Source organism: Paenibacillus chungangensis, from assembly GCF_042675905.1.
Taxonomy (GTDB): domain Bacteria; phylum Bacillota; class Bacilli; order Paenibacillales; family Paenibacillaceae; genus Pristimantibacillus; species Pristimantibacillus chungangensis.
In genome coordinates this window covers 236,963-257,861 of sequence record NZ_JBHTJZ010000011.1, presented here as the reverse complement: position 1 = coordinate 257,861, position 20,899 = coordinate 236,963, and the positions used below count along the sequence as shown (strand labels likewise).

General features: G+C 53.2%; 14 protein-coding genes. 9 read left to right on the top strand and 5 right to left on the bottom strand.

What is annotated here, in order from left to right; all coding sequences use genetic code 11:
* Positions 1 to 18 precede the first annotated feature (18 nt).
* The 4 genes from ACFQ2I_RS10755 (at position 19) to ACFQ2I_RS10740 (ending at position 4,165) form a co-directional block, all read left to right on the top strand.
* Positions 19 to 1,179 carry an iron-containing alcohol dehydrogenase gene (locus tag ACFQ2I_RS10755; RefSeq protein WP_377564155.1) on the top strand — a complete coding sequence of 387 codons (1,161 nt, stop codon included), beginning with the start codon at positions 19 to 21 and terminating at the stop codon, positions 1,177 to 1,179.
* Positions 1,180 to 1,231: 52 nt separating this feature from the next.
* Positions 1,232 to 1,954, top strand: coding sequence for a GntR family transcriptional regulator (locus ACFQ2I_RS10750; protein WP_377564153.1), 723 nt, complete (start codon positions 1,232 to 1,234; stop codon positions 1,952 to 1,954).
* 154 nt (positions 1,955 to 2,108) lie between these two features.
* Positions 2,109 to 2,783: a response regulator transcription factor gene (locus ACFQ2I_RS10745; protein WP_377564152.1), complete on the top strand. Its 675-nt coding sequence runs from the start codon at positions 2,109 to 2,111 to the stop codon at positions 2,781 to 2,783.
* Positions 2,780 to 4,165 carry a HAMP domain-containing sensor histidine kinase gene (locus tag ACFQ2I_RS10740; protein WP_377564151.1) on the top strand — a complete coding sequence of 462 codons (1,386 nt, stop codon included), beginning with the start codon at positions 2,780 to 2,782 and terminating at the stop codon, positions 4,163 to 4,165. Before ACFQ2I_RS10745 ends, ACFQ2I_RS10740 begins: the two co-directional genes overlap by 4 nt.
* 129 nt (positions 4,166 to 4,294) lie before the next feature.
* Here the strand turns inward: ACFQ2I_RS10740 and ACFQ2I_RS10735 are convergent, their stop codons facing one another.
* The 4 genes from ACFQ2I_RS10735 to hflX form a co-directional block, all read right to left on the bottom strand.
* Positions 4,295 to 5,044, bottom strand: a complete 750-nt coding sequence (locus ACFQ2I_RS10735; RefSeq protein ID WP_377564149.1) for an ABC transporter permease — start codon at positions 5,042 to 5,044, stop codon at positions 4,295 to 4,297.
* Between the two features lies 1 nt (position 5,045).
* A complete protein-coding gene (locus ACFQ2I_RS10730; RefSeq protein WP_377564148.1) occupies positions 5,046 to 5,756 on the bottom strand; it encodes an ABC transporter permease in 711 nt (236 codons plus the stop codon).
* Entirely contained in the window at positions 5,753 to 6,673 is a 921-nt protein-coding gene (locus tag ACFQ2I_RS10725) for an ABC transporter ATP-binding protein (protein ID WP_377564147.1), read from the bottom strand. The genes ACFQ2I_RS10730 and ACFQ2I_RS10725 overlap by 4 nt, the downstream gene beginning before the upstream one ends.
* Before the next feature lie 1,085 nt (positions 6,674 to 7,758).
* On the bottom strand, positions 7,759 to 9,039 hold the full coding sequence (hflX, locus tag ACFQ2I_RS10720) for a GTPase HflX (protein ID WP_377564256.1): 1,281 nt from the start codon (positions 9,037 to 9,039) through the stop codon (positions 7,759 to 7,761).
* Between the two features lie 772 nt (positions 9,040 to 9,811).
* On the opposite strand from hflX, the gene ACFQ2I_RS10715 reads away from it, so the two are divergent.
* Positions 9,812 to 10,882, top strand: a complete 1,071-nt coding sequence (locus tag ACFQ2I_RS10715; RefSeq protein WP_377564145.1) for a Gfo/Idh/MocA family protein — start codon at positions 9,812 to 9,814, stop codon at positions 10,880 to 10,882.
* 204 nt (positions 10,883 to 11,086) lie between these two features.
* Here the strand turns inward: ACFQ2I_RS10715 and ACFQ2I_RS10710 are convergent, their stop codons facing one another.
* Positions 11,087 to 15,151: an S-layer homology domain-containing protein gene (locus tag ACFQ2I_RS10710; protein ID WP_377564143.1), complete on the bottom strand. Its 4,065-nt coding sequence runs from the start codon at positions 15,149 to 15,151 to the stop codon at positions 11,087 to 11,089.
* Positions 15,152 to 15,506: 355 nt separating this feature from the next.
* Between ACFQ2I_RS10710 and ACFQ2I_RS10705 the strand changes: the two genes are divergently transcribed.
* The 4 genes from ACFQ2I_RS10705 (at position 15,507) to ACFQ2I_RS10690 (ending at position 20,820) form a co-directional block, all read left to right on the top strand.
* Positions 15,507 to 16,436, top strand: a complete 930-nt coding sequence (locus ACFQ2I_RS10705; protein ID WP_377564142.1) for an ABC transporter permease — start codon at positions 15,507 to 15,509, stop codon at positions 16,434 to 16,436.
* Entirely contained in the window at positions 16,436 to 17,368 is a 933-nt protein-coding gene (locus ACFQ2I_RS10700; RefSeq protein WP_377564140.1) for a carbohydrate ABC transporter permease, read from the top strand. The genes ACFQ2I_RS10705 and ACFQ2I_RS10700 overlap by 1 nt, the downstream gene beginning before the upstream one ends.
* Before the next feature lie 105 nt (positions 17,369 to 17,473).
* Positions 17,474 to 19,045, top strand: a complete 1,572-nt coding sequence (locus ACFQ2I_RS10695; protein WP_377564139.1) for a response regulator — start codon at positions 17,474 to 17,476, stop codon at positions 19,043 to 19,045.
* 5 nt (positions 19,046 to 19,050) lie between these two features.
* Positions 19,051 to 20,820, top strand: a complete 1,770-nt coding sequence (locus ACFQ2I_RS10690; RefSeq protein ID WP_377564138.1) for a sensor histidine kinase — start codon at positions 19,051 to 19,053, stop codon at positions 20,818 to 20,820.
* The last annotated feature ends 79 nt before the right edge of the window (positions 20,821 to 20,899 follow it).

Below are 20,899 nucleotides of genomic sequence, written 5' to 3'. Positions count from 1 at the left end.
TCGGGAGGTTGTAGCGCCATGGTTGACCATCAAATCATATTTCCGCCGAAAAGCCATATCGGGAGAGGCGCTATCCGCAAGCTGGAGCAGGAAATAGCTGATCTAGCACCCGCGCATGTGCTGCTGATTACGGATCCTGTACTAGTCAAGCTTGGCGTGGCGGAGCAGATCGCTCAGCCGTTGCGAGAAGCGGGCGTCAACATAACGTTGTTCAGTGATGTCACGCCGGAGCCTGAGCTTGCGCTGGCGGAGCGATTGGTGGAAGTGACGAAGCGAACACGCTGTGATATGGTTGTCGGGTTGGGGGGAGGCAGCGCGCTGGACTTGGCGAAGGTTGCGGCAGTGCTAGCGGTTCATGAAGGAGCGGTTGCGGACTATTTGAACTTGTCAGGCGAACGCGTGATTACGGATAAGGGCTTGCCGAAAGCGCTCATTCCGACAACGGCAGGCACGGGTTCAGAGGTAACCGATATTGCGGTGCTGTCGCTTGGCCATACGAAGGATGTTATCGCTCACCGCTGCTTGCTTGCGGATATTGCAATCGTCGATCCTGAGCTTACTCTCACCGTTCCTCCAAGAGTAACAGCGGCAACAGGGATGGACGCGCTTACTCACGCCATTGAATCCTACTTGTCCGTGAATGCGAGTCCGGTTACGGACGGATTGGCGCTTCATGCGGTCAAGCTTGCAGGTCGCTCGCTTGTTCAAGCGGTAGCTGACGGTTCAATTATAAGCGCAAGAGAGGATATGAGCGCCGCCAGTTATATGGCGGGACTGGCGTTTTTCAATGCCGGCGTAGCCGGGGTGCATGCGCTGGCCTATCCGTTGGGAGGACAGTTCCATCTTCCGCACGGAGAAGCCAATGCGGTATTGCTGCCTCATGTCATGGAGCGAATTCGCGGCGGTTGCGCTGATCGGATGAAGGATTTACTTGAAGCTCTGGGTTATGATGTAAGAGGGATTGAGGCCGAAGAGGCTTCGGTGCGGTTGGTGGAACAATTGCGGCACTTCATTGCGCTCACAGGTTTGCCGGCGAGCCTACAGGAATATGGCATTCCGGAGTCGGCAATTCCCGTATTGGCGGAAGATGCCGCTACGCAAACCCGATTGCTCTCAAGAAGTCCGGTCAAGCTGGACTATGCAGCGATTGAAGCGATTTATCGCAGCGCATGGAAATAAGTAGGTAATCGTAGTATAATGATCCCAAAGACAGTTGATAAGGTGCGATTAAATGGTTAATAAATCAAATCCTGTTCCTATGTACTTGCAGATTGCCCGATCGATTCGCAATCGTGTAGTTGCCGGTGAATTCCCTGTCAATTCTCAAATTCCGACAGAAGATGAGATTTTGAAGGAGCATGGCGTATCGCGTATGACCGCGAGACATGCTGTGACACAATTGGTTAATGAAGGATTGGTTTATCGCGTGCACGGCAAAGGCGCGTTCGTATCGGCGACGAAGCTGGAGCGCAATCTGAATAAACTGAGCGGATTTTTCGAGGATATGCAGGAGCTTGGTCTGAATCCTTCCTCTAAAATTCTCGTGGCGGAGAACCGTAAGCCGACCCAGAAGGAGCAGCATACGCTTCAAATACGCTCCAATGAACTGGTTTATCAGCTCACTCGCATACGTTACTTGAATATGGCTCCTGTCGGCATTCAAACCGCAGTGATTCCAGCATCTCTGCTTGCCAACCCGGAACGGCTCGATCTAGTAGGGACTTCATTGTATGCTCATCTTTCAAAGAACGGACATACGCCAACGGTTGCGGAACAGCGAATGGAAGCTGTGTTGGCGCCCGAGATTGCGGAGCAGATCGGTGTCTCTGCGACAATGCCTTTCTTCTTTTTTGAACGGGTTTCATGTGACCAGAATAAATTGCCCGTAGAGATTTTGCATTCGCACTTTCGTGGAGATATGTATACATTCAGTATATCTTTATATCGCGACTAACTAAGCTTCCAACAAGCGGAGCTGTCCTGAAAGGCGACAAGCGGCCTTTGACAGCCCGCATGCGCAAATAGATAAGAGCAGCTGCTTCGGCGCAGCAGCTCTTTTTTTTCGTATATAATGATTATAGACGAATGGCAAGAAAGGGTGCGGGGCTATGAGTGCCATATTATTATACATAGAGGACGATCGCGAGATTGGCAGCTTTGTCCTCGAGCATCTGCGAGAGCGGAATTACGAGGTCAAGTGGCTGAGAAGCGGGGAACGCGCGTTGGAAGAGGTGACAGGCTGTCAACTGGTTATTCTGGACGTCATGCTGCCGGGACTGGACGGCTTCACGGTGGGGCAGCGGCTGAAGCGGGCGGAGCCTGGCATTCCGATTCTGATGCTGTCGGCTCGAACTGCGATCGACGACAAGCTGCAGGGGCTGCAGTTCGCCGACGATTATGTGACGAAGCCGTTCCATCCCGATGAGCTAGTCGCCCGAATCGAAGTGCTGCTTAGGCGCACGGGGGAGCCGTCCCGGGAGCCGGTGAAGGTGAAGCATCTGCTCGTCTATGAAGCGGAGAATCGGATCGTTCAAGCGGATAGCGGCGAGGAAATTCCACTTAGCGGCAAGCAGTTCCATATCTTCATGTATTTACTGCGTCATCTTGGACAGATCATGACGAAGGAACAAATCTATGAATCGGTATGGGGCGAGCCCTACTTGGAAGGCGACAAGACGCTGATGGTGCATATCCGCTATCTTCGCGAGAAGATCGAGAGGGACCCTGCGTCGCCGGAAATCGTGGAGACGATCCGCGGACTCGGCTATAGGGTGAGACGATGAAGGGCCGGTCGTGGAGAACGCGCTGGTTCTCCGCCCATTCATTGAAGAATCAATATTTGCTCATTGTGCTGGGCGCATTCTTGTTCATTCCCATCGTCCTGCCTGTCGCAAGCGTATTCTATATGATCTACGACAGCATATTACAAGGCGACGAGGCCAGCGGCCGTGAGTACGGCAATAGCTCCCAATTGAAGGAGATGTGGTACGATGCAGCGGCGGGCATGGAAGGGCTGGGGACTGATGAGATCAACGGACACATGCAGCAGCTGTACGAGCAATACCCGGAGGCGTCCCTGTTCTGGGTAAACGGCGAAGGAACGACGATGCTTCAGTTGCCCTTTCAGTCCGATATTCCACAGAAGTGGAGTGTGGACGATACTGTCGCTTTCATGAAGCGCAGCGTGGGCGGCGATCCTTACACAGTTGTAGCGTTTCTGGGGAAGGAGCATGCCGGACCGGGTTTTATGACGATGCGAATGCCGCGAGAGGTGATTCGCGCGGAAGTGTCGGATACGGGCACGCCTTTCTATTTGGCTTTCACTCTTATTGTGTTCCTGCTCTTCATCACAGTGTCGGTGCTCTTCTTCCGCCAGATTAGGCGGCGGATGCTACGTCTCCAGCACGCGATGGCGCTGCGGGACGAGCACGGTGTTCCTATGCAGGTTAAGCTGGGACGGCAAGATGAGATTGGCGCGCTGGAATCGGCCTTCAACGGCATGATTGTGCAGTTGCAGGATAGCCGCCGGCGGCAAGCAGAGGAAGAGGGACTGCGCAAGTCGCTCATTGCCAATCTGTCGCATGATCTGCGGACGCCGCTGACGGTGATGAACGGACATCTGTACACCTTGTCGCAAGAGCATCTGTCTGAGCGTGGACGGCAATCGCTGATGACGATGCAGGAGAAGGCGTCTGGGCTTGGCGAGTTGATCGATAACTTGCTGGCTTACACGTTAATGACCAGCGGCCGCTACAAGCTGGAGCCGCAGTCGGCTGATGTGAAGCGGCTAATGCGGGAGAGCGCTGCCGCCTGGTATCCCGTATGGGAGCATCTGGGCATCGAAGTCGATATCCGGCTGGAGGGCGAATCGCTATTGTGGGAGGTGGATAAGTCTGCGTTCCAGCGCATACTGGATAACTTATTCCAGAACGTCGTTCGTCATGCGCCGCAAGGCCGTTATATCGGATTGTATACAGAGATGAGGGAAGGCAAGCTGGCGCTTGTCATTGCCGACCGCGGCAATGGAATGAACGGCGACAGTGACAATAAGGGAGCAGGCATTGGCATGGCTATTGTGGACTACTTGATGGGACAGATGCAGCTGGCATGGGAACGGGAGAGTTCCAGCGACGGCACCCGTATCTATCTGTTCCGATTAAGCTAAGCACAGAGAGGCGTCCCGGCAGTCGTTATGATGACTGCCGGGACGCCCTGGCTTATATGTGCTGTCTTCCCGCCGAACAGCTAGTGTCTTCTGGGAATAGCGGATCTTCTGACCGGTTGCGATGAAGACTTATACGTCCCTCCGCTTCATATGCAGCAGCCCGCCGATGAAGAAGACGAGGAAGCTTAAGCCCACTGTAACGAGCAGATTCTCGAGCGGCAAGGTGAACGCGCCGAACTCCATCTCCTCGCTATGCACGAGCATCGCCAGAGCGGGCTGTGCCCAAGGGTAATAAGGACCGTACTGTGCAGAATTGACGATGAGCATATTGGGCAAGGTAAGCGCCACGTTGATCGCGAGGGGAGCGGCGAAGCTGCTCCACCCGATGGAAGCCCATAACTGTAAGGCAGCTAGCGGCAGACAGGCCAGCCAGCCGCTGCTGACAGCGAGCAGCGTAGGACTCCAATTCATGGTGCCTGCAATGCCGTGGAAGCTGGCGGATAGCGCAAGGACGGCCAGCATCAACAGTTGAGTGATTGCCAGCATGACGGCTACGCTGAGCAGCTTGGCCAAGTACAAGCCCGTCCGCGATACAGGCAGGCTGAGCATCGCCTTCCAGCCGCCTCCGCTATGCTCGTAGCGGCAGACGAAGGCTGAGAAGATGCCTGTCATGATCGGGAGCAACAGCATCGCGTGAAGCGAGAAGACGATAGACTGCAACTGCAAGGCTTGGACGGAAGCCGGCACATTGTCCAGCGAAGTCAGCAGTCCGATTACCAGTGCGACCAAGGGACTGGCGGGAATGAGCAGCCAGATTGGCGAACGGCTGAACTTGAGCCTTTCTGAAGCCAGCAGTCCCAGGAAGCATTTTAATAGCATGCTAGCTCACATCCGTTCGATTGAAATGAATAGAGCCGAGCAATTGAACAATGAAGCCGCACAGCAAGCCTGCCCCCAGGTATACTTCTTCATGCGATCCTTTCAAAACGGCCAACGGCCAGCCAAGCGGTAAATATTCCGAGATTGGAAAGATGGACAGCACCGCCATCACCACTCCGATTGTAATAGGAAGCGATTGATTCCGGTACGTCACGCACATCCACAGCACGAACGCTAATATGGGCCAAGCCGCGATATAAGGGAAGAAGGCCAGCTTCGCTATAGCCGAATAAGGAATATTGGTTCCCCCGAATTTCAAAGCCAATCCCAATGGCACGGTTCCGATAGCAAGCAGCAGGCAAGAGACGGCCAGCAACATCGCTATAATGAAAAACTTCCCACCGAATACGACATAACGGGAGACGGGCAAGGCGAGTAGTTGCTTCCATGCGCTGGTGTGATGCTCAATATTGGCCAGCATGGAGGCGAGTATTGTGATGCCCATGAGCAGCGCGATGGGAACGAACATGGCGATATTATCCAACAAGTACCTCCAGGGATCGTCTCCGTATGTGTCCATCATATAGTCGTAGCGTAAGCCGTAATTGAGCGCTTGCATGGCAATCAGTCCGACCGGGGCAAGGAAGACGAGATACCACAGCCCTTTTCCCCGAATTTTCAGCAGATCGGCTCTTATCGCTCTGTCAATCATAAGCCGTGACCCTCCCCTACGATTTCCAGGAACAACGTCTCCAGCGACTTCCGGTTCTCCTCTACCCGGAAGACGGAATGGCCGGAGCCTACCAGCTTCTCTACTGCTCTCGCCACTGTCCGATCATCCGCAGAGCTAATCGCCAGAGTCGACGGCTCCTTCCCGAACGCGGCATGAATGCCCTGCGCGTGCAGCGCCCTGAGCGCATGCTGCACATCGGAGATACGCATCGTTACCTCGCTCTTCGATTGCAGTTGCAGATTGCCGATCGTGTCCTGGAACACTAGCTCGCCTTGCCGGATAATGCCTACAACGGTGGCCATCTGCTCCACTTCGCTAAGCAGGTGACTGGAGATAAGTACGGTAATGCCGTACTGGTGCGGCATATTCTTGATTAGCTCGCGAATCTCCAGAATCCCGGCAGGATCCAGCCCATTCGTCGGCTCATCCAGAATGAGCAGCTCCGGATTGCCCAGCAGCGCGCTGGCGATGCCGAGCCGTTGCTTCATTCCTAGAGAATAGCCTTTCACAGGGCGCTTCGCCTCCTTGGTCAGACCGACGATCTCCAGAACTTCGCTGATGCGCTCGCGCGGAGCGTCGATGATGAGGCGGATGGCTTCCAGGTTGTCGATTGCATTCAAGTGCCCGTAGTTCGAGGGGTATTCGACCAGAGATCCTACCTTGCGAAGTATCGACATTCGTTCCTTAGCCAACGGCATGCCGAATAAGTGGATGCTCCCGCTAGACGGTCCAATAAGGCCGAGCAACATTCGGATCGTCGTCGTTTTTCCTGCGCCATTCGGGCCGAGGAAGCCGTATATTTCTCCTTTTGCGATTTGCAGATTGAGGCCGGATACCGCATACCTTCCTTTGTATCGTTTGCTGAGCCCTCTTGTTTCAATGATCCATTCTTTCACTATTATCACCTCTGGAACCAGCATATCGTCTCAAGGTTAAATGCACAGACGGCCAAGATTAAATTTTGTTTAAAATACCAATGAAATGAAATCGGTTGCATCAACGGGCTGTGGCGGTAATGGCGGTAATGGCTTGCCCGCTTTCAGTACGGAGTAGCCGATAAAAGCAGCCGCAACCGCGACCATCAAAAAGACTCCCGCCAGAACATGTGAGAGAAGCCTCTTATCGGCGCGTCGATGTTTATCAACGGCGACAAGAGGCTTTTTTTGTCAGGAGGGCTAGTGAAGTCCAGGAGCATGTACGTAGCAGGCAAGGTGCTGGTAAGTAGCATGTAGGTAGCAGGGCAGGGAGCAGGGCAGAGAGCATGCAGGTAACAGGCAAGGTGCTGGCAAGTAGCATGTAGGTAGCATGTAGGTAGCAGGGCAGAGAGCATGCAGGTAACAGGCAAAGTGCTGGTAAGTAGCATGTAGGTAGCAGGGCAGAGAGCATGCAGGTAACAGGCAAGGTGCTGGCAAGTAGCAATTTGCAATTGCCTCGAAGGGATTGTGCTCGAGTGCGCTTATGTGGCTTGTTCTGCTACGCTCGTTTTGCTATCTACCTCGGCGGTTCAAGGCACCTGTTGCCTAAGGATGCCAATCGTCTGCTCGTGGATTCCAGTTGGTGGAATATGCTGATCGTCTGCTCGTGGATTCCAGTTGGTGGAATATGCTGATCGTCTGCTCGTGGATTCCAGTTGGTGGTTTAAGGCTAACTGGATTTTATGTGCTTATTTTTGGGGAAATGCACATACTTCTAACAACTAATTGGATTTTGTGTAGTTAATTGAGACGTATGCTACGATATTTCGCCAATAGAAACATATTTAATGGAGTTTTTCCAGTTATATGATCCCCCAAGTCATTTTTCGTAGGAAATAACTGTACAATATCCATTAAACACTTACCCAGCCCACCAGCCCAGCCCACCAGCTCAGCACACCGCTCAGCACGCCAGTCCCATCACTGGGCACCCTCCTATCGGAGTACCAGTACCTGTCTACCTGTTCGCAGCTTCCCTACTTACCAGCGCATTCCCCATTCCATGCTTATCCGCCGTTGCCAAGCTCGACGAAGTCGTTGCGGTACCGCTCGTAGTCTGCCAGGCTGCATTCCAGCTTCATGCGCGTTCCTTCCGCTTCGTAGCTAGTTTCAAACACTTGGGCGCGTTCATTGAAGTAGGAGATCAGACGTCCTTGACTAAATGGGATGAGAATTTCGCGCTGCACATAGTTTTTGAAGACGTGGTTCCGGATAAGCTCGACGAGCTCCTGAAGACCTTTCCCCTCATGAACGGAAAGGAACACATCCTGCCCCACTACGCGCGGGTACGGATATTCCATCAGATCGCACTTGTTGTAAGCATAGATTGTCGGAATGTCCCTGGCTCCCAGATCGCCCAGCGTCTCGTTCGTGACTTGGATCATCTGCTCGTAATCGGGGTTGGAATAGTCGACGACATGAACAAGCAGATCCGCCTCTGTTACTTCTTCCAGCGTGGAGCGGAACGCCTTCACCAGATGATGGGGAAGCTGGCTGACGAAGCCGACGGTATCCGTGAGCAGGAACGACTTGTGATCCGGCAGCTCAATGCTCCGCACGGACGTCTCCAACGTGGCGAACAGCATGTTCTGGGCGAACACTTCCTTCTCCGTATCAGGGTCGAATTGCCGCAGCAGCGCATTCATCAAGCTGGACTTGCCCGTATTGGTATAGCCGACGAGACAGACGGAGGGCACTTCGTTCTTCTTTCGCTTCTTCCGCTGCAGCTGGCGGGTGGCGACCAGCTTCTCCAACTCCGCCTGCAGCGCGGTGATCCGCTCCTCGATCCGCCTGCGGTCCAGCTCCAGCTTCGTCTCGCCCGCACCTCTGTTCCGCAGTCCCGCGCCGCCGCCTTGACGACTTAAGGAAGCCCGCAATCCGACGAGGCGGGGCAGGGAATACTGCAGCCGGGCAACCTCCACCTGCAGCTGCGCTTCACGCGTCTTCGCCCGCTCCGCGAAGATGTCCAAAATCAACACGGTCCGGTCGATAACCGTTCGCTCCAGCTCCGACTCCAGATTGCGTATCTGGGACGGAGACAGCTCATCGTTGAAGATAATCATGTCGGCGTCCAGCCCGTCGGCAAGCGCGCGAAGCTCCTGCAGCTTGCCAGTGCCAATGTAATGGGAGGAATTAACCCGGCTCGCCTTCTGTCCCATCTCTCCTACGACTTCCAGATTGCGCGCTTCCGCGAGACTGGCGAGCTCCCCCATCGCGTACTGGAAGTCAGTATCGCTATTTAATTGCACGCCCACGATAATGGCGGTATCCTTCTGTTCTTGTTCCATCATATAAGATTCATCCTCTCACTAACGTAATTTCCCATTAAAAAAACACAGACAAATCCGCCTGTGTTCATAGCTCACGCATGAGGATATAGGGAATGGTCTTCTAAAGCATTGGAAATGGAATAGTAGTCAACGCACCCCGGTTAGCGGCTTACGCTTGCGCCGGAAGCCGGATGGACATGCCAGCCGGGCGTCACGTGTGCAGGCACAATTAGGCCAATGTACATTGTACGGGCATCGCATCACGGGCGTTGACGAATCATCGAAATCCAGCTATAGACGGTTACATGGAGAAGTGAACAGACCAATCCTGAGTCCTCTGCGCACAGGCAGAGCTATCGCGTATTGCAGGCAGCAACGGCATGATCAGCGCCACATACTTCATCAGTGTCGCCCTAATCATACGTCAGCCATTCATCGCGGAACAAGCTTGTGCCGTATCTCATTAACGGCAGTAGCTGCAGCGCTTGTTAGCCGCGCACTGTTCTGACTCGGATATAATCGATCACCTGTAACCCTCCATTCTTTGGAATGAAAACAGTGTAGCATACCGGCAAGGAAGTGGCAACAGCCAAGTTTTCAGCTAAGTGTTCCTGGCAACGGGGCCGCTCAACTCCGAATGGCATCGATAGGGGGGCTTATCCTTTATTTCGATTTTGGCATATTCTTGTCCAATATTGGCTATTGTCATAAATAATGGTGGATGCGAACAATGGGGTGCTGTATGATACGGTTGTAAGCGATTTAGTTGCCAATATGAGGGGGATGGAATATGGGGAACAAGCTGAAATTCGGTATCGTTGGAACAGGTAACATCTTCAAGGCGGCGCACTTGAAACCGCTGCTGGAGCATCCCGAAGTGGACATTGTCGCATTATGCGATATTAACGGCGAACGGGCTCAGGGATTGGCTGACGCCCATGGCATTCAGCATGTCTATACGGATTACAGGGAGATGCTGGACGCTTGCGAGCTGGATGCCGTCGATATTTGCACCCCGAATCTGTACCATTCCGAAGTGGCGATCGCGGCACTGTCGAAGGGGCTGCACGTATTCTGCGAGAAGCCGGATGCGGTCAATCCCGACGAAGCGAGGAAGATGGCCGATGCTGCGGAAGCAGGCGGCAAGACATTAATGGTTATGAGGAACAACCGGTTCACGCCGGCTTCGCAATTTCTGAAGCGATACATTGAAGAAGGGCAGATGGGTGAAGTCTACACGGGGCGCTGCGGCTGGGTACGGCGCCGAGGCATTCCCGGCAAGGGCGGCTGGTTCACGACGAAGGAGCTGTCGGGCGGGGGCCCGCTCATCGATCTGGGCGTACATATGATTGACCTGACAATCTGGCTGATGGGCAATCCGAAGCCGGTAGCGGTGACCGGAGCGACGTATACGAAGTTTGCCAATGACGAGATTTCAGATTCCGTTCATAGTTCTTTCGGAGAGAAGCAAGAGAATGGCACCTTCGACGTAGAGGACCTGGCGATCGGCTTTATCCGATTCGATAACGGAGCGTCGCTGCAGATTGAATTCAGCTGGGCGTCCAACATTGGCGCAGAGAAGAATTTTGTGGAGCTGAGGGGGACGAAGTCCGGTTCGGCAATGGCTAACGGCCAGCTTGAGATTTACTCTGAGACGGCTGGACAATTAACGAATGTTACGCCTGTATTGAAGGGCGGCAATCCGGATGCCCACGGCGAGAATCTTCGTCATTTCATTGATGTGCTGCAGAAGCGGGCGGAGCCGATCTTCGTGCCGGAGCAAGGCGTGGATATGATCAAGATCCTGGATGCCATCTATACGTCCGCGGCAACGGGACGAGAGGTCAGATTGGCCGACTAACTGCGCTTGAGGCTCTCGGCTTTGAGGTAGCGCGGCTGGATACGGATGAGACTGCAGTGCAGCGGGCGCTTTCACTGTCATGATCATGGAGATCGAGCGGGAAAGCATCAGAGAAGTGACGATTGCGTATTCCGAGAAGCAGTAAGCACCCATAACAACGACAAGAGAGGCTGTCCCGCGGGACAGCCTCTATGCTTCATACCGTTACATATAATCCAGCAGCTGTAGCAAGCGCTCCATAAGCATGACCGCTTCAGCTCGTGTAATGGCTTCCCGGGGGGCTAATGCAGTCGGTGTCCGGCCGTTGAACAGGCCTTCCTTGACCGCCAGCGCCATGCTGGTCATAGCGTAGTCTGCGTCTGCCGCATCGGCATATGCTTGCAGCGCATCCTCTTCTTCTTCGCTTGTAAGAGCTGTGTCGTATCCTGCAAGCTGCAACGCCCGGTTCAGAATAACGGCTGCTTCCGCTCGCGTGATGGAACGTTCCGGACGGAAGGAGCCGTCTTCGTATCCGCCAATGAGACCGGCGCTGACGGCGGCATTCACCTCATCCACGAACCAGGAGTCAGAAGCAACATCGGAGAAGGACGATTCGCTCTCTCCAGCGTGCTGCAAGCCCAAGACGCGATTCATTAATGCCATGAATTCCGCACGGTTGACAGGTTGTTCCGGGGCGAAGGCGTGAGCTGTACGACCTTCCACGATAAGTCTGCCCGCCATGCGCAAGATCGCTTCCTCGGCCCAGTGGCCGCTGGTGTCGGCGAAGGAGATGTCGCTGTTGCTGTAATATAGGGCATATTGATCATTGCCATTGCTGAAGAACATCGCTTCCCCTTCCCGCAAGCGGCTTGGGATGAAGCGGGGTTCGCCAGTCGCTGGATGCGGAGCAACGACAATGGCGCCTTCCGGCAGCGTCTCTCCGGTGCGCAAGGTCAGCTTCCCTCCATGCGGCAGGGCAATAGGCTCCGCCAGTATGGATTGCCCTTCTTGATCCGTTACACTTAGCGAGAATGTCACCCATGGCGACAGAAGTCCGCTTGCAGCCTTCTCGTCAGTCTCGCCATTAGATGGCTGCTTCCCGGTGATCGCGATGCGAATGAAGGAGTTCTCTATAGGTTGGTCACCCTCTAACAGCGCCTCCCAGTCCTTCAGCGGCAATTGGCTAATATCCAGTGTCCATGAGCCCTGCTCCGTCCGGATAATCAGAGTGCTTTCACCCGCCTTGTTCAGCGAGGAGACGGGGATCAGCGCTGCGCTGTCCGTATGAATATCTACTTGATCGTATTTCCCGAACAGCTCATCCAGCAATTGACTGTCTATAGCCTGCTCCGCAATATCTTCGGGCAGTATAATTGTGCTGCCATCGACAGTCGGCATGACTGGCGATGGGCCTACTGGCGGATAAGTCGGCGGGTCGATTGGCTTCGGCTTCGCCGGACTTACTGCGATGTCGATTGCCGAAGTAGTCAGCAGCCGCCCATCCAGCACAACTTGTGCCGTAATGGATGTGGTTCCAACGGATTGCCCAATCAATTGATCGCCGCTTACCGATACGATATCCGGGGCGCTTGACGTATAGATGATCTCGGCGCCGCCCAATTGAGCAAGCTTGCCGTTCTTCTGCATGACCGATATGGACGCTGTAGCAGCCTCTCCCACCTCAATTGTGCTCTTATCGGCATGCAAGCTCGCGCTATCCAATTGCACGGGCACTTTGTGCAGCTTGCTTCCTTGCGCATAGTACAGGCTTCCGTCCTCGCCCATCGTCATCAGATTGACAGTGCCAGGAATGACCTGCTTAGAGCGCAGATCGGCGGGATCAATCGCCATCAGCTTCCTGCCGATCGTAGAGTAGATTAATCCGTCCTCTCCCCAACGAATATAATAAGGCCTGAATTTACTCGTATTGTAAGGCGAATTTGTAATGACCTTGCTCTTCACGATTTCCAGCGTCTCCGGATGCATGGCGAACAAGGCGGCATCATAGCCTGAGCTCTGGTCGATGAAACCGTCCAGAATGCCCCAGATTAGCCCGTCAGGTCCAACCGACAGCTCGCCAATCAACTTCACATCGCCGTTGACGCCGGGAATTCTCGGGGTGAACGGCTCTTGAACCATTGTGCGGGTGACCGTATCGTAGACGAACATTTTCGCCTCCGCTTCTGGAGGGACGCTGCCGAGACCTCCCCAGACGGAGGTGCCTCCATAGATTTTGCCATCCAGATAGGCCAGACCGAACAAGCTCTGATCGGGGACGATATGGCGCACCGTCTCGGTGTTCACCGCGATACTTCCGTCCGCTTGCTCTGATTCCTCCAGTATGGTTAGAGCCCCGCCAAGTTGGCCGTATGTCGGGAATGTGCCGATGAACAACTTGCCGTCGCCAGAGGTCATCGTGAACGGACGATCCTGATCTGCTTCTATATCTGCTGCCAGACCGGGATTGCCCTCGCCGAGCTCGTTGTATTGGAACGGCTTGTCCCGGTCAAGGCGGTACATGACCGCTCCGGAATAGGTGCCGAAGTAGACGGCGTCGTTCAGGAAGCTGATCCCCTCGGGCTGATGGAATTCCTTATTGCGGTAGAGAAATTCCCCGCTGTCCAGATCGTAGACGCTCATGCCTCTCTGATAACCGCCCATGTACAGGGAGGTGCCATCGCTCTCCATGGCGTTGATGCTCGTAGCGGAGGCAGGCACCTGAACAGCATGCTCCGTATAACGCTTCGTAGCTGGATCCAGCAGGAAGGACTCGCCGAAGGCAGCCATGCCCGCCAACACTTGGACACCTTGCAGCGGCCCGCTGTCCGGCGTTATCCACGCATGATTCTTGATCGCTGTATCGGCTGGCAATTCGGGAATATTGTCGACAAGTGCAGAGCTGTTGTTCGTTATGTCGTAAGCATAGAGCTCTCCTGCCAGCTTGTAGTACACCAGATTGGGCTGATCCGGCGAAGGCGGCGCAAGCTTGGATTGGAACTCCAGTGTGTTGATTAACTCGCCGGATTGCTCATCGATCACGAACAGGTCCTTCCCGCCGTAGACGAACAGCTTGCCGCCATAGACGTCGATTTCCGACAGAGTACGACTGGTGCCGGAGACGCCGGGAATAAGCACTTCCGATTTGTCGCCTGTCTCCCGGTCATAACGGATAAGATGCGCAGTCGTTCCTATGCCTACGTAGACGTAGTCCTCCGTTACGCCCAGCCCCCGTGCATATTGCTGCCCATCCTTCGCGACACCCCAGTCGCTGAATTCACCGGAAAGGATGTCGTATTCGAAGACGCGTCCCATGTTGGTGCTGGAGAAGGTGCTGCCGTATATTTTGCCGTCCGAGCTTGCCTTCAGATCGAATACCTGCTTGTTGGAAGGATTCAGCCCCAGCGCCTCGATGGCGCGTTCCGCTGTCACATAGCGATAGAGCATGCCATTCGAGCTGAAATACATGTTATCGTCGGAGCCCTTGACTATCGACCAGATCGTATCGCCTGATCCGGCGATCTGCTGCGTGAACTTCAACTCTCCCGTAGAGGCATCGACAACATGGAAGGATACCGGGGATCCCACGGTCGCGACATATTGCTCCCACTTGCCGTCCGGTCCAATACCGTATGCAGCGGCTTGGGAGAGGGCATAGGATACAGCATCCCCAATCATGACTGGCTCGTCGAAGTGCAGTTGCAGAGGATTAGCCGCCACGACGCGTTCCAGCTTCACATGATCGATATAAGCCTTCGTTCCAACCCCTGAAGCACCGTAATAAAAGGAGACCTGAGCATAGTCCGCATCCGCGGGAGCGATGCCCTCCAGCGCAATCTCCTTCCACTGGCCGACTGTATTGGCGAGCACATTGATCTGGCCGCCTGTCAGGTCTGTGTTAGAGCCCTCCTTCTTGAAGTGTAGATAGACACGGACGCTCTTCGCCTGCACGTAAATGCTGGAGGAGAGCTTATATTTCTCGCCAGGGGTTATAGGCACAAGCCCACTTAATACCTGAAGAGACTTCTTCGAGTTATCATCCGTCATATACAGACTGTTGGTGCTTGAACCGTATACACTGTTGGCAACGCTTACATGAAGCCCCTCTTGAGGCAGCTCAGGTACGGTCGTCCAGCCGGGATAATCCCCCAAGGCTTCTTCGAAGCCGTTATTCGGGACAGATACCTCCTCGTACATCTCGTCCGCGGCATGGGCTGCTTTCGGCGCGGTCATCATGGCCGGAATAGCTAACGCGATGCACAGAAGTGCAGCGGTAAATCTGGTCCAATTCATTGTTCATACCCTCCTGAATAGTGGTTTGACCTCTCTATCAAACTTCCGTTATGGAAGATTGTGAGGATTTGAAGACAAGACTAATGCCAGTGTCATCCAATTGTCAATGTCATTTTTAACCATTAATTATGTGAATTATCGTGAATTTCATGAAAAAACCTTGTGAATTTAGGGTTTTGTTTGATGTGATATTTTTTTGTGAAGGGTAGACGCTCTGCTGAACACCAGGAAAAGATGCTTAAGATTTTCTTGTTTTTATTAAGATTGCATAATTCCTTATTCGCGGTATATCCTCCATAATGATACGAAGAAAACGGATACAGCAAAAACTTCTTAGCAAAAGGGGAACGCGACTATGAATGTGACGAGGATGCCGCGGCGAGCGGATACGTGGAGAACCATCGTCAAAGACTGGGATCTTTACTTGATGCTCATACCGGGATTATTGTTTTTACTTTTATTGAAATATACCCCAATGTATGGTCTTATTATAGCTTTTCAGGATTTTAGTATTTTCAAGGGGATAAGCGGGAGCGACTGGGTCGGTTTGAAGCATTTCGAGCGCCTGATTGTCAACGACCAGTTCCTCAATGTGCTGACCAATACGCTCATCATCAGCGTGTACAAGCTCTTGTTCCTATTTCCCGCACCTATTCTCATAGCGGTGCTCATGAATGAGATCAGGAAAATGATGTTCAAGCGGGTCGTACAGTCTGTCATCTATCTTCCCCATTTCATCTCATGGGTCATCATCAGCGGTCTATTCATCAATCTGCTGTCGCTGAACGACGGCATTGTGAACACGATTATCGCCAAGCTCGGAGGAGAACGGATAGCCTTTTTCATGGACCAGAGCGTATTCCGCGGATTGCTCGTCTTTACCGAAGGTTGGAAAGAAGTCGGCTGGGGCACCATCATCTATTTGGCTGCGATCGCGGGGATCGATCCCCAGTTGTACGAAGCGGCCAAAATGGACGGAGCCAGCAAGCTGCAGCAAATGATTCACGTCACGCTGCCGGGCATCTTCTCTACCATTGTACTGATGCTCATCCTGCGGCTGGGCAATATGCTGGAGGCCGGGACGGAGCAGATTCTCGTCATGTATAACCCAGTCGTCTACGATGTCGCGGATGTTATCGGCACTTATGTGTATCGAGTCGGGATCGGGGCGTCGGATTACAGCTTCTCTACCGCTGTGGGCATGTTCGAATCCGTCATCGCCTTCACGCTCGTCGTCTCGGGCAATGCGATATGCAAGAAGTTTCTGGGAAGGAGCATTTGGTAATGGGAGCGACAAGCGAACGGGCCATCCGGCCAAACAAGAAAAGCGGCAATGCGATCAAGCTTTCCGCGGGAGAGAAACTATTTACCGTATGCAACTACGCTTTTTTTATCCTATTGGGCATTATGACCTTGTTTCCATTTCTTAACGTCATCGCCAAGTCATTCAGCAGCGAGGCGGCGGTCGTATCCGGCATTGTGACGATCTACCCGATTGATTTCCAGATCGGCACATACAAGCTGGTATTGGCCAACAGCCAATTCATTAACTCTTTCAAAATTACCATCTTCGTGACGGTGGTCGGAACGCTGGCGTCCTTGCTTATGACCGTGCTGGCGGCGTATCCGCTGTCCAAGCCGGGGTTGAAGTTCCGCAAGCCACTGCTGCTGATCTATGTGTTCACAATGCTGTTCAACGGCGGCATTATTCCCTCCTATCTGGTCATGCGGGAGCTGGAGCTTGTCAATACGGTATGGGCGCTGTTCGTGCCGGGTCTTGTGAACGTATTCTATATGTTGATCGTGAAAAATTTCTTCGAGGCTTTGCCGGACGGACTGGAGGAGTCGGCGAAGCTTGACGGGGCATCGAATATGCGCATCCTGTTCAATATTATCTTGCCTCTATCGAAGCCAGTGCTGGCGACAGTGGGATTGTTCTATGCGGTTCTGCTGTGGAACAGCTACTTCAACGCTATGATCTACATTACATCAGCCGAACTGAAGACATTGCAGCTGTACCTGAAGGAACTGATCGCTTCTACGCAGGAAGTGCTCACGACAGCCGGGCAGATCGACGTCAACCGCGACTTGAACCAGGCGCCGGAGGCAGTGCGCGCCGCATCCATCGTGACGGCTACCGTTCCTATTCTGCTCGTCTATCCTTTCTTGCAGAAGCATTTTGTTAAAGGGGTGCTGGTCGGCTCCGTAAAAGGATAAATGCCATATCATTCCTTCCGTCGCTTCTCGCTCTCGAGGTAGCGATGGGAGGTTTTTCTGCTATCATGAATAATGACAGCATAGAGACGAGAAGGTGGGGGTTGAATGAAAGTAATTATAGTAGACGACGAGCCGATGACGAGGAACGGCTTGAGGCGGTTTATCAAGTGGGATGAACTTGGCATTGAAGTGGCGGGCGAGGCGGAGGACGGCATTGCGGCTTATGAGCTTTATCTGGAGAAGAGACCGGATATTGTGTTGTGCGATGTGCGAATGCCCCGCATGGACGGCATCGCATTCGCCGGACGAATCCGCCAGATCGATCCGGATTGCAGGATTATTTTTTTAAGCGGTTACAATGATGTCGATTACTTGAAGTCTGCGATCAAGCTGCAAGCGGTCGACTATATGCTGAAGCCGATACAGATGGCGGAGCTGACGGAACTGCTTCGTCAGACGATAGAGACGGTGCTCTCGATGCGCAAGGAGCAATGGGAGCTGCAAGCGATGCGAAGTCAATTCGATCGCAGCAAGTCGGAGCTGACAGAACATCTGCTGAAAGCGTTGGTAGCAGATGATTCAGGTTCCAGCGAGCGCGCTCGCGAGAAGCAGAGCGATATAGCGCGCTTGCACCCATCCTTTCCGTTAACAGGCTATTATCTGGGCATCTCGTTCCGGTTCCGCGACGAAGCCGACAAGCAAGTATGGCAGGATGCCGCAATTGCAGAGGCTGAAAAAGCGGACTTGCCTGTGCTTGCATCTCTCATCGACGGCATGGGATTCGCTCTTGCCGCAATCCATGGTCCGAAGGGGGATGAAAGGATTGCCTTATGGGTGGACAGGCTCATTCGCCGCAGAGAAAGAGGAGAGCCTGTCGGCATAACAGCGGGAATCGGCGAGCCTTGCCATAGCCTGAATGGATGTAGTAGTACGTATAGACAGTCGTTAATAGCGCTATCCTATCAATTCTATCGCGGATGGGGCACGGTGATCGCTTATACCAGCTTGCCGCAGGAGCAGCGGGAACCTCGGCTACTGGATAAGCAAGCCATTATCAAGTTCGAGGAATTGCTGCAGAATAAGCAATTGCAAGCTGCTGAACAATGGCTGGACACGATCATCAACGAGCTGCTGCTGCATACGCCGGCTGATATTGAAGGCATTCGCAAGAAGCTGTTCCGCTGGTATGCATCCATGACCCGCATCTATCCGGAGGCGATGTGGGAATTTGAGCATGACCGGACGTGGGCGGCTATGTTCGTGAGCGGCGAACTGTACACGATTCGCAAGTTTCTGGTCCAACGCTTATCCGGGATCGGAGAAGCGCTAGACCAGATGAATATGGGTGACAAAGCGGTCATCAGAGATATCCTATCCTTCATTCAGGATAATTACGATAAGGACGTATCTGTCAATACGATAGCGGGGCATGTACACTTGGCGCCTACCTATATGTGCATGCTGTTCAAGAAAGAGAAGGGGCTCTCGATTCATGACTATATTACCCAATACCGGATCAAGCAAGCGAAGCGGCTGCTGGAAGACCGCAAGCTGAAGTTGTACGAGGTGGCGGCAAGGGTCGGTTATCAGGATGCCAATTATTTCGCCAAAGTATTCCGCAAGGTGACGGGTGTCGTTCCCTCGCAATATAGGGATGCACGGCAAGACGGAGGGTGATGGCTATGTTGATGCAAGCACTTCGCAACAAGCTGCAGCATATACGCATCCGAACGAAGCTGATGCTTGTCTTTATGACGCTCATCGTCCTGCTGCTCAGCGCCATTTCCTTCGTGGTCTATCAGAATACTGTGGAAATACTGGAAAACCGGGTGAAGCAAGCGACGGAACGGGCGATGGATCAAGCCAGCTCGTTCCTTTCCTATAAGCTGAGCAATGTGAAGGACGTCTCCAGCATTTTATATATGAACAAAGAACTGACGACAACATTATTGCAAGGCCAATCCGGCCTGCCGTTAGGAAAGCAAATCGATGATTACCATAAAATTCTTAATATCTTGCGTTCGGCTCAGAATAGCCGGGAAATATACAGCATCAGGCTATATGTGAATTCGGACAGCATCTACACTCGTGAGAACGTCACGATCTTTCCGATTGCCGATATTGTGAATGAGAACTGGTACAAGGAGATGCTGATCAATTCGGAAGGTATTTATTGCCGCTCTACCTATGAGCATGATTATCTGGGAGAGAGAGGGGTTCAGCGAATCATATCTTGCATCAGACCTCTGCACGCGGACGGCAACAGTAGAGTTATCGTTGGCGTGCTCTCCCTGGATGTGCTGGAGAGTACACTGCAGCAGATTATCATGCATACGCAAATTACGAAGCAAGGAAAGGTGTACTTGATCGATCGTGGCAACCATGTGCTGTCCAGCGGAGACGATATCGATATCGGCCGTCCGCTGCCCGAGGTTGACGCCAAGACGCATATGGTCGTGAACAAGACAATCGACGGCATGAGCTGGGAGCTGGCAGCCCATATTCCGAAGGATGAGATCTATGGGGAGATCAGGAAGTGGTCTTATGATCTCTATGTTATATTGATCGTCGTCCTCATCGTGGGGGCGGTGCTGGTGGCGGCAGTGTCGCAAGGACTCACGCGTCGCATCGGTCCGCTGCTGCAGCAGATTAAACGGATTGAATCGGAGAACTGGGATCATCGCACGCCCATTACGTCGTATGATGAGATCGGAGTGCTGCAAGCGCATATGAACGGTATGGGAGACAATATTCAGCGGCTTATACAGGAGAAGTATCAGTCGGAGACGTTGAAGAAAGCTGCCGAGCTGCAAGCGCTGCAAGCGCAGATCAATCCCCACTTCCTGTACAATACGCTGGATATGATTCATTGGATGGCCATGGAAAGGGATGCGGAAGAAATTAGCGAGGTTGCAGCACAGCTGTCGAGCTTCTTCCGAATCAGCCTCAGCAAAGGGCGGGATATCATTCCCATAGCGGACGAGCTCGAGCATGTGCGAACGTATCTGGACATTCAGAACCGGAGATTCGGCGGTCAAATTGGGTATACGATTGAGGCTGAGCCGGAAGTAAGAGCGCTTATGACGGTTAAGCTGGTGCTGCAGCCATTAGTTGAAAATGCGCTGCTGCACGGCATTCGCGAACGTCATAACAAGTCGGGCTGCATTGCGATCTCTTGTCGCGCTCAGGATGGCTACATTGCCTTCATCATTCGAGATAACGGGATCGGCATAGCTCCGGACAGAGTAGCCGAATTGAATGGGCCAGAGGGCAGTGAAGGGTATGGTATCCGCAATGTGAAGGAGAAGCTGAGGCTCTACTTCGGCGATGAGGCGTCCGTCACGTTCCAGTCGCAGGAACATGAAGGGACGGGGGTGACGGTACGCTTTCCGGTTATGATAGAAGAAGTACGGCTGACCGATAAGCTTGCAGGAAGCGGAAGCGACTTATGACAACCAAGGAAGCGTTCTAGGACAAATACAGTCTCTCACACACATGCTAGACTAAATGGCAAGTCAAAGAAAACACTTA